Origin of the sequence: Pseudomonas sp. NBRC 111133 (assembly GCF_001320605.1) — a bacterium.
GTDB classification, from domain to species: Bacteria; Pseudomonadota; Gammaproteobacteria; order Pseudomonadales; family Pseudomonadaceae; genus Aquipseudomonas; species Aquipseudomonas monteilii.
The window spans coordinates 1-10,049 of record NZ_BCBJ01000150.1; the positions used below are offsets into that span (position 1 = coordinate 1).

A 10,049-nucleotide genomic window follows, 5' to 3' on the forward strand; every position below is an offset into this window, starting at 1 on the left:
GAGGGTACGAATGGTTTGCTCAATCAGCTATAAGGCGGCGCAGGCAGCTCAGCCAACAACCGCTTCAACCCATCGCTCCATTGCCTGCGAATCTGCTGGTAATACGCATCCTCACCGGTAATGCGTTTGCGTGTCATGCATTCCAGGCTGCCTTCGCGGTACACCAGCAAGTCCAGCGGCATGCCCACCGACAAGTTGCTGCGGATGGTGGAGTCGAACGAAATCAGGCCGCAACGCAACGCCTCATCGAGTGGCGTCTGGTATTGCAGGTTGCGGTCGAGAATAGGCCGCCCGTATTTGCTTTCGCCCAGTTGCAGGAACGGGGTGTCTGGCGTGGCCTGGAAGAAATTGCCCTGCGCGTAGACGTTGTAGATGGCCATGGGTGCGCCGGCTATCTGGCCACCGACAATGAATGAACTGCTCAGGTCGATGTCGCCCGTAAGTTTGCTGCGGTCACGGTTGACCACTTCGCGCAGGGTGTCGGCGACCAGCACCGTTGCATCGTAGAGCGTGCCAACGTTCAGCAGGTGAGGGCCGCTGCCCTGGCTGCGTTGCTGCAGCAGGTTCACCACCGACTGCGAGGTTGCCAGGTTGCCGGCGGTCTGCAGCACGATCAGCCGCTCGCCCGGCACGCTGAACACGAACAACTTGGCAAAGGTGGAGATCTGGTCGATGCCGGCGTTGGTGCGTGAATCGCTGATGAAGACAAGCCCGTCCTCAAGGTGCATGGCGACACAGTAAGTCATGCGGTTTCCCTGGTATTGGATATGGAGCGGTCTTGCCGCATCTGCGCGGCAAGACCGGCCTGCTGCAAACGTGTCACTGGCGGTGCACGTGAACGCTGGCCTGCATCGATTCGATACCGCCGCCGCGGCGTACGCCCCGGACCGGGCAGGCATCGAGGTAGTCCAGGCCAACCGCCAGCTTCAGGTGACGGTCTGGCCGCGTCAGGCGGTTGGTGATGTCGAAGCTGTACCAGGCGTCGTCGATCCAGGCTTCTGCCCAGGCGTGGCTGGCCAGGTGCTGCTCGTCCTCGGTGCACAGGTAGCCCGAAACGTAGCGTGCCGGCACCCCCAGGCTGCGGGCGCAGGCCAGGAAGGCGTGGGTGTGGTCCTGGCACACCCCGGCGCCGCCGTTGAATGCTTCGATCGCGGTGGTACCCACCGAAGTGGCCCCCGGGCGGTAGGGCATGTGCTCGGCCAAGCCTTGCATCAGCCCCGTCAATGCCGCCCGGTCTCGGTGCTCGCCACATTGTCGGGTGGCGAAGGCCTTGAGCGTGTCATCGGCCTGGGTCAGGCGGCTGACACGCAGGAATGGCAGGGGAGACTGGCTTTCGGCCTCCTGCTCGCAGTCCGGGTCGATCTCTACTTGCCCGCTGGCAGTCAGCGCCAGGTGGCCGTGGGGTTTGTCCAGGGTCAGCACATGCAGGATGTTGCCGTACGGGTCGATCTGGCTTTTGACCTTGCAGGGCAGGCCCAGTTGCCATTCATTGATGCGTTGGCGTGCGCTGCTGCGCGGCGTCAGGCGCAGAAACTGGATGCTGTTGCTGACGTCGCTGGCATAGCTGTAGGTGGTGTCGTGGCGAATGGACAGTTTCATACAACCTCCAGGTAGGAGTGATGGACCGCCTGGCCCAGTTGGTTGATGCGGCCGATAAAATCGCTGAGCCAAGGGTGCAGGCCCGCTTCGAGGACTTCATCGATGGCGGTGTAGCGCAGGCGCGCGTTGAGTTCGGCCGCCATGCGCTGTGCGGCGCGCCCGGTACTGCCCGGCAGGCCGGCCAGGATCAGGTCCAGTTCCTCGATGCAGGCATGCAGCGAGCGTGGAACGTCCACCCGCAACAGCAGCAGCTCGGACACCGGCCGCGCGCTGGGGGCGGCGCGATAGATCTCGTTGAAGGCTTCATACGAGGTCAGCGCACGCAGCAAGGCGCTCCACTGGTAATAACCACGGGCGGAATCGTCGCTGACCTCTTCGGAGGTTTCGCCGAACATTTCATAGCGCGCATCGAGCAGGCGCAGGGTGTTGTCCGCGCGTTCCAGGAAGGTGCCCAGGCGGATGAAACTGTAGGCATCGTTGCGCATGATGGTGCCGGAGGTGGCGCCACGGAACAGGTGCGAGCGTTCCTTGACCCAGTCGCAGAACTGGCTGATGCCATAGCGGCCAAGGCCATTGCTGGCGATATTGCGCATCTCGATCCAGGTGGCGTTGATGTTTTCCCACATGTCGGCGGTGATGCGGCCACGCACTGCATGGGCATTGGTGCGGGCGGCCTGCAGGCAGCAATAGATGCTGCTGGGGTTGGTCGCGTCGAGGGCGAAGAAGTGCAGCATGCGCTCGGTGTCGAGCTCGGTGTGCCGGCGGATGTAGTCGTCCAGCGTGCCGGATGCCAGCAGCGACATCGCCAGCTCGGCATGGCCATCGCTGCGCCCGGCCTGGGGCATCAACGACAGCGAATAGCTGACCTCAAGCATGCGCGCGAGGTTTTCTGCACGCTCCAGGTAGCGCGACATCCAGTACAGGTCGGAAGCGGTTCGCGAAAGCATGGTTCAGTCCTCCACCACCCAGGTGTCCTTGGTACCGCCGCCTTGCGACGAGTTGACCACCAGAGAGCCTTCCTTCAGCGCCACGCGGGTCAGGCCGCCGGGCACCAGGCGGGTTTCACTGCCCGAAAGCACGAACGGGCGCAGGTCGATGTGGCGTGGTGCGATGCCGCTGTCGACAAAGGTCGGGCAGGTGGACAGGCACAAGGTGGGTTGCGCGATATAGGCGTGCGGGCGGGCTTTGATGCGCGCGCGGAAGTCTTCGATCTGGGCACTGGTCGATGCCGGCCCAACCAGCATGCCGTAGCCGCCGGAGCCCTGGGTTTCCTTGACCACCAGTTCAGGCAGGTGGGCCAGGACGTGGGACAGATCCGCAGGCTTGCGGCACTGCCAGGTGGGCACGTTGTTCAGGATCGGCTCTTCGCCCAGGTAGTAGCGGATCATGTCGTCGACATAGGGGTAGATCGACTTGTCGTCGGCTACGCCGGTGCCGACGGCGTTGGCCAGTACCACATTGCCGGCGCGGTACACCGAGATCAGCCCTGGTACACCGAGCATCGAGTCCGGGTTGAACGACAGCGGGTCGAGGTAGTCGTCGTCCAGGCGGCGGTAGATCACATCAACCTGCTGTGGGCCGGCGGTGGTGCGCATGTAGACATGCTCGTCACGCACGAACAGGTCGGCGCCTTCGACCAGCTCGATGCCCATTTCACGGGCCAGGAACGCATGCTCGAAATAGGCGCTGTTGAAACGGCCGGGGGTGAGCAGCACGGCCGTGGGGTTGTCCAGCGGGCTGGCGCTCTTGAGCGTGTCCAGCAGCAGGTTGGGGTAGTGGTCGATGGGGGCGATACGTTGGGCGGCAAACAGTTCGGGGAACAGGCGCATCATCATCTTGCGGTCTTCGAGCATGTAGCTGACGCCGCTGGGGGTGCGCAGGTTGTCTTCCAGCACGAAGTAGCTGCCATCGCCATCGCGCACCAGGTCGACACCGGCGATGTGGGCATACAGCCCGCGGTGCAGGTCCAGGCCCTGCATGGCGATCTGGTAGCCCTCGTTGGCCAGTACCTGCTCGGGCGGGATGATACCGGCCTTGAGGATGCGCTGGTCGTGGTAGATGTCCTGCAGGAACAGGTTAAGCGCCTGCACACGCTGGATACAGCCGCGCTCGACCGTGCGCCATTCGCTGGCGCGGATGCTGCGCGGGATGATATCGAAGGGGATCAGGCGCTCAGTGTCCTGGCTGTCGCCGTACAAGGTGAAGGTGATGCCGGCGCGGTGGAACAACAGGTCCGCCTCACGTCGGCGCTGCTCCAGCAGCTCCAGCGGGGTGTTCGCCAGCCAGCGGGCGAACTCCTGATAATGCGGGCGGCAACTGCCGTTCGCTTCGTACATTTCATTGAAAAAAGCCCGGGACATACCCACTCCTTGCCGCCGTTGCCGGCAGCTTCATTGCGGTTCATCTGCGTTTTTCGGGGTGCTGCCTTGCTGGGGTCGGTGGGTGCCGTGTCTCGCGTGAGCCTCGGTTGCGATGGATTGCCTGTGCGGTGAGCACAACAAGCATTGCAATGAAGGTGCCGAAAACGCTGTGCAGCGGGGATGTTGAGGGGGAAACGCCGCGAAACACGGGATTTGGGCGGGTAATCCGTGGCAGTACGGGACGGTGTTTGCTGTAGCTACGAGTGAGCAACGCCGGGCCGACAGCCAGGCGTGCATCAAAAAAGGGCGCTTTGAACCCCGTTATCGATTTTGACCCGAATTGGGGCGTGGACTGCCAAGGACGCGCAGCTGTCAGAGTACGGGCCCTGACGCCACGCTGACACCCGCCAGCGTGGTGAAGGAGATGTCCTTGGCGGTGAGCAGAAAATCGCTCACGTATGGCACTTCCAGCATGTCACTGCGCAGTGCGGCGTAGAGCCTGGCCTGCAAGCCCTGTTCGCCAAGGCGCTTGGCAGTTACATAGCCACGCGAGCTGTACTCATGCACTGCCCAGTTGGGCAGGCAGCAGACACCGCGCCCGGACGCTACCAGCTGCATCATCATCACGGTCAGTTCCGAGGTGCGTACCTGTGCCGGCTCGACGTCGGCCGGGTCGAGAAAGCGGCTGAAGATATCCAGGCGAGCGCGTTCGATCGGGTAGGTGATCAGCGTCTGGTGGGCGATATCGGAAGGTTCCAGGTAAGGCTTGTCGCGCAGGGCGTGGTGGTTGTCGATGGCCAGCAGTGCCTCATAACCGAACAACGGCACGTAGGTGATGCCCGGCAGTGTTACCGGGTCGGAAGTGACTACCAGGTCCAGGTCGCCGCGCTCCAGGGCTGGCAGTGGTGCGAAGGAAAAACCGGAGGCGAGGTCCAGTTCCACCTCTGGCCAGGCGCTGCGAAACTCATCCACTGAAGGCATCAGCCACTGGTAGCAACTGTGGCATTCGATGGCGATGTGCAGCCGCCCGGCCGAGCCCCCGGCCAGCTTGCCAAGGTCCCGTTCGGTACTGCGAATTTGCGGCAACACCTGGTCGGCCAGCTGCAACAGTTTCAGCCCCGCACTGGTGAAGCGCACCGGCCTGGATTTGCGCACGAACAGCGGCATGCCGATACGCTCCTCCATGTCGCGGAACTGGTGCGACAGGGCTGATTGGGTCAGGTGCAGGCGCTCGGCGGCCTCGTGCAGGCTGTCGGTTTCACGCAGCGCGTGGAGGGTTCGCAGGTGGCGTAAATCGATCATGGGTAAATTACGGACCAACTCGATGAACGTGGGTTCTCCTCACGCTCGAGCGGCCCTGGCAATCCCTTTCAGTAGGTTTCCGTTGGTGGGGCAGAGGCTCAAGCCGCGTTGTGCGCGGCGATGTTGCGGTATTGCCCCTTGAAATACAGCAGTGGCTGCGCATCAGCCGATGCCTGCTGGCTCAGTGCTTTAACTTCACCAATCACGATCAGGTGATCCCCGGCGGCGTGTTCGGCGTGAATTTCGCAATCAAGCCAGTGGATGCTGCCAGCAATGATCGGGTTACCCAGGGGCGATATCTGCCATTGCACGCCCTGCCATTTATCGGTGCCGCGCTGCGCAAAGCGGTTGGAAATGCCGACCTGTTCACCTGACAGGATGTTGACCATGAAGCGGCCAGCCTGGCGAATCTTCGGATAGCTGGCCGAACGGGATATCACGCTGAATGACACCAGCGCAGGGCTCATCGACACGCTGTAGAACGACTGGCAGGTGAAGCCGACCGGCTCACCGTCAATGTACGATGTAATCACCGTGATGCCGGATGCGAAGTGCCCAAGCGCCTGGCGAAAAATCGACGGCTCGATAGCCTTACCGGAAAGCAACATAGTAGGTCCTGTGGCTGCGTTTGCTTCAGCGTGCGTTGACGAGTTCCTGACGGACGATTGCCGCGCCTGCACTCAACGCCTTGAGCTTGCCGCTGGCTACCTGACGAGGCAGGGGTGCCATACCGCAATTGGTGCACGGGTAGAGTTTGTCGGCATCGACGAACTGCAGTGCCTTGCGCAGGGTGTCGGCAACCTGCTCCGGTGTTTCAATGACATGGCTGGCCACATCAATGGCGCCGACCATGACTTTCTTGCCGCGAATCAGCTCGATCAGGTCCATTGGAACATGCGAGTTATGGCATTCCAGCGAGATGATATCGATGCCGGACTGTTGCAGTTTGGGGAAGGCTTGCTCATATTGCCGCCACTCCGAGCCCAGGGTCTTTTTCCAGTCAGTATTGGCTTTGATGCCATAGCCATAGCAGATGTGGACGGCTGTTTCGCACTTGAGGCCTTCAATGGCCCTTTCCAGCGTGGCCACGCCCCAGTCATTCACTTCGTCGAAGAAGACATTGAATGCCGGTTCGTCGAACTGAATGATGTCAACACCGGCCGCTTCCAGCTCCCTGGCTTCCTGATTGAGAATCTTGGCGAATTCCCAGGCCAGTTTCTCGCGGCTTTTATAGTGGCTGTCGTACAAGGTATCGATCATGGTCATGGGACCAGGCAGCGCCCACTTTATCGGCTGCGTGGTCTGTTGGCGCAAGAACTTGGCATCTTCGACAAACACGGGTTTCTGTCGGGCGACAGCACCCACCACGGTTGGCACGCTCGCGTCGTAACGATCGCGGATTCTAACGGTCTCGCGTCGCTCGAAATCAACACCACTCAGGTGCTCGATAAAGGTGGTGACGAAGTGCTGACGTGTTTGTTCACCATCACTGACAATGTCGATGCCGGCGTGTTGTTGTTCTTGCAAGGCCAGGCGCAGGGCATCCTGTTTGCCTTCGATAAGTTGCGCGTCCTGCAACTTCCACGGCGACCAGAGTGTTTCAGGTTGGGCAAGCCAGGACGGTTTAGGCAGGCTGCCGGCAGTGGACGTGGGGAGTAGCGTGTTCATGAGCGATGACCTTGTACTTTGAATGATTCAACGGGCGTATTGAGCGGACCATTGCTCAAGGGTGGCCTGATAGGGTTTGACAAAGTGCGCCTCGGCAAATTTGCCCTGTTCGATCGCCAGTCGGCTGCGCTCATCCCGATCGTAGACAATGCGCGTGAGCGAGTAGTCCTGATGCTTCAGGCTGGGCTGGTAGGCCTTGCCGGCTGCAGAGTTGGCATTGTAGATTTCGGGGCGGTAAATCTTCTGGAAGGTATCCATGGTGCTGATGGTGCTGATCAGCTCAAGGTTGGTGTAATCCGCGAGCAAGTCACCGGCAAAATAGAATGCCAACGGGGCAACACTGTCCGGTGGCATGAAATAGCGAACCTTCAAACCCATTTTCTTGAAGTATTCGTCCGTCAGCGAGTATTCATCCTGCTGGTATTCAGCGCCCAGTACAGGGTGCTGGTTTTCGGTGCGGTAGTAGGTTTTGCTGCTCGACACACTCAGGCAGATAACCGGCGGTTTGTTGAAATGCTGCTGGTACGTTTGCGAATTTACGAAGCACTTGAACAGGTTGCCGTGCAGCGCGCCAAAGTGCTCGGGCGTGCTGAAGGTTGACCGATGCTTGTTGTGCTCCAGCAGCAGTACACTGAAGTCGTAGTCGCGAACGTACGAGGAAAAGTTATTGCCTACCATGCCCTCGATGCGGGTATTGGTTGTGCGGTCGACAATATGGGTTTTCAGCATTTCTATCAACGGCAGGGTATTGCCGTGCTGTTCGGCTTCCAGGTTCATTTCCACCGAAATGATTTCCAGCTCGACGTGGTAGCGGTCATTGTCGGGGTTATCCCAATGCGCCAGGGCGTTGAAACGGTTGTCAATCATCGTCAAGGTGTTGCGCAGGTTTTCCTGGCGGTTCGCCCCCCGCGCCAAATTGGCGAAGTTGGTGGTGATGCGGGTGTTTTCGGCAGGGTGATAATGTTCGTCGAAGGCAATGCGCTTGACGCTAAACGTAGGTGCTGTATTCATGGTGAGCGGTGTCCTGATGCTTGAGGTCGAGCCTTCCAGTGCTGTCCAGTTGCACCTTCCGGGGCCTTCGCTCAACAAACTTTATGCTGATGCTTGATCAGGACGTAGTTTAAGCAGGGCGTCTACATGAAAGGTATTGAAGATAATTCACAGGTTTTTTAGCGTTGCTCATGATGGGTGCCATGGCCAGTACCAGGCGTGTGCCTGATGGACGCGCCGAGCGAGCCCTTGGATGACAGCCTGTACTGTAGATGAGCGCTCCTCGGGCCATGCCTGGTTCTCAAGCGCGCAGAAGGTATTTTGGGACTTGGCACGAAAATCTCATGTCAATCGAAAGCCATACTAATCTTTTGAATTTGCAACCACCCTTCATGGAAGAAGAATAAAAGGGGACTTACATGAGTTGTCTGATCTGCGCAGGGCAGGCTGAAACTGTCGAATGCGCCCACGGATGGGAAGCGCGGTGTTGTTCTCGATGTGGATGTTACCGAATGTCCCAAACGCTCATCCTGGCCATGATGGAGGAGGGGCAGATTTTCGATACTGCGCGAATGCGCGAATGGCTGAGGGCTCGGCGCGTTCAGGACGCTGTGCCTTCGATCGACCATCATCAGGCGATACTGGCCCGCTGAACAGGCGATGCGCCACATTCAGGGTGATATCATAATAATATTATTCGGCGCGTTGCGCAGACAAAGTTGCATCAGGACATCGCCTGGTTTAAAGAGTTCCTTGCGACAGGGAATAATTCTGCCTGTGCCTGTCGGGCCAGAGAATCGATTGAACAAGGGTTCTTTACCATGGTTACATTGCGCCAGCTCAAACGCCTGGCAGCGCCTGAGCTTCGTGAGATACATGGACGGCTCGCAGTGAATCGTTAGACAAGCCTCGTGTTATTTCAACAGCGCAAAGGTTGCTGTGGCGTAAATTCACACACTTACTAAAGGGAATTAGGCATACCATGCTGTTTTCGAACGAGCGGGAAATCATTGGCAGCTACAAGATGCTGCCGACCAAAGACGCGGACGCCATTTACTCGCAGAAAAGCATGCTCCTCAAGGCTGCCAAGTTCCTCAAACTGGTGGGCTGGTTTTGCATCATCCTCGGGTTGCCTATGCTGTTCATGCTTGTACCCGGCATCATCATGATTGGGCTCGGTGTTTTCTTGTTGGTACGTGCCAACAAGAATATCAAGGTGATCGAGCAGGCAACCGAAGCGTATTGCGCTGAAATCGGTGTGGCGCCGGTCTGACGGGGTTGGGCCGCTAGCGTCATCAACACCCAAGCCGTAGTCTCCTGTTCGCGCAAGAGGCTGCGGCTTTTGCATTTCAGCTGCCAGGGATATCAAACCCGCACGGCAACCACGGACATTTCGACCAGACTGCGGCATCATGGCTTGCTCAATCATCACCTGATGCAGGAAACAACGATGATCAAAACTGGCGATCAACTGCCCGACGTTACCCTTTACGAATACAACAACGATGCTGGCATCTGTGCGATCGGCCCGAATGCCTTTTCTGTTCGCGACCGGTGCAAGCAGAAAAAAGTGGTTATTTTCGGCTTGCCTGGCGCGTTCACGCCCACGTGCTCCGAACGCCACGTTCCGGGTTACGTAGCGCAGGCACAAGCATTGTTTGCGGCTGGCGTTGACGAAATTTTCTGTGTTTCGGTAAACGATGCCTTTGTCATGAATGCCTGGGGCAACAGCCTGCAGGTGGGCGATGCCGTGAAGATGATCGGCGATGGCAATGGCGACTTCAGCGATGCACTGGGCTTGATCCAGGACTTGTCGGCCCGCGGGCTGGGGCGCCGTTCGCTGCGTTATGCCATGGTGGTCGACGACCTGATCGTCCAGCACGTTGCGGTGGAAGCGCCTGGCAAGTTCGAGGTCAGCGACGCGGCGAGCGTGTTGGCTGCACTGCGCTAGGTTTACCCGCCCCCAAATTTGACACCCTCGATGAAGCATCTGATGATGCCCCTATGACGACTTACAGCCGCGTGAACATGATGCGTCCCATGAGGACTGCCTTGGGCGGGCCATAGGACGTTGCGCGTGTGAATCCTGACGTAACCCTAAGCCCCGCCATCGATGGTCGGGGCTTTTTC

General features: G+C 59.3%; 11 protein-coding genes. 3 read left to right on the forward strand and 8 right to left on the reverse strand.

Annotated elements, in window-relative coordinates; all coding sequences use genetic code 11:
* Positions 1 to 23 precede the first annotated feature (23 nt).
* The 8 genes from APH36_RS29120 to APH36_RS29155 all read right to left on the reverse strand — a co-directional run bounded on the left by APH36_RS29120 (position 24) and on the right by APH36_RS29155 (position 7,940).
* Positions 24 to 746 carry a hypothetical protein gene (locus APH36_RS29120; protein ID WP_060501652.1) on the reverse strand — a complete coding sequence of 241 codons (723 nt, stop codon included), beginning with the start codon at positions 744 to 746 and terminating at the stop codon, positions 24 to 26.
* 73 nt (positions 747 to 819) lie between these two features.
* Positions 820 to 1,599: a transglutaminase family protein gene (locus APH36_RS29125; RefSeq protein WP_060501654.1), complete on the reverse strand. Its 780-nt coding sequence runs from the start codon at positions 1,597 to 1,599 to the stop codon at positions 820 to 822.
* Positions 1,596 to 2,546: an alpha-E domain-containing protein gene (locus tag APH36_RS29130; protein WP_060501655.1), complete on the reverse strand. Its 951-nt coding sequence runs from the start codon at positions 2,544 to 2,546 to the stop codon at positions 1,596 to 1,598. Before APH36_RS29130 ends, APH36_RS29125 begins: the two co-directional genes overlap by 4 nt.
* A gap of 3 nt (positions 2,547 to 2,549) precedes the next feature.
* Positions 2,550 to 3,959, reverse strand: a complete 1,410-nt coding sequence (locus tag APH36_RS29135; RefSeq protein WP_060501657.1) for a circularly permuted type 2 ATP-grasp protein — start codon at positions 3,957 to 3,959, stop codon at positions 2,550 to 2,552.
* A 372-nt stretch (positions 3,960 to 4,331) separates the two neighbouring features.
* Positions 4,332 to 5,261 (reverse strand): LysR family transcriptional regulator, encoded by a 930-nt coding sequence (locus APH36_RS29140; RefSeq protein ID WP_060501660.1) that lies wholly within the window; start codon positions 5,259 to 5,261, stop codon positions 4,332 to 4,334.
* 98 nt (positions 5,262 to 5,359) lie between these two features.
* Entirely contained in the window at positions 5,360 to 5,869 is a 510-nt protein-coding gene (locus APH36_RS29145) for a flavin reductase family protein (protein WP_060501662.1), read from the reverse strand.
* 25 nt (positions 5,870 to 5,894) lie between these two features.
* Positions 5,895 to 6,929 (reverse strand): methionine synthase, encoded by a 1,035-nt coding sequence (locus tag APH36_RS29150; RefSeq protein WP_060501664.1) that lies wholly within the window; start codon positions 6,927 to 6,929, stop codon positions 5,895 to 5,897.
* Between the two features lie 27 nt (positions 6,930 to 6,956).
* Positions 6,957 to 7,940, reverse strand: a complete 984-nt coding sequence (locus APH36_RS29155) for a DUF1852 domain-containing protein (RefSeq protein ID WP_060501666.1) — start codon at positions 7,938 to 7,940, stop codon at positions 6,957 to 6,959.
* 491 nt (positions 7,941 to 8,431) lie between these two features.
* Between APH36_RS29155 and APH36_RS32265 the strand changes: the two genes are divergently transcribed.
* The 3 genes from APH36_RS32265 (at position 8,432) to APH36_RS29165 (ending at position 9,870) form a co-directional block, all read left to right on the forward strand.
* A complete protein-coding gene (locus APH36_RS32265; protein ID WP_177337144.1) occupies positions 8,432 to 8,572 on the forward strand; it encodes a hypothetical protein in 141 nt (46 codons plus the stop codon).
* Positions 8,573 to 8,901: 329 nt separating this feature from the next.
* On the forward strand, positions 8,902 to 9,192 hold the full coding sequence (locus APH36_RS29160; RefSeq protein WP_060501668.1) for a hypothetical protein: 291 nt from the start codon (positions 8,902 to 8,904) through the stop codon (positions 9,190 to 9,192).
* Between the two features lie 177 nt (positions 9,193 to 9,369).
* Positions 9,370 to 9,870: a peroxiredoxin gene (locus APH36_RS29165; protein WP_060501670.1), complete on the forward strand. Its 501-nt coding sequence runs from the start codon at positions 9,370 to 9,372 to the stop codon at positions 9,868 to 9,870.
* Positions 9,871 to 10,049 lie beyond the last annotated feature (179 nt).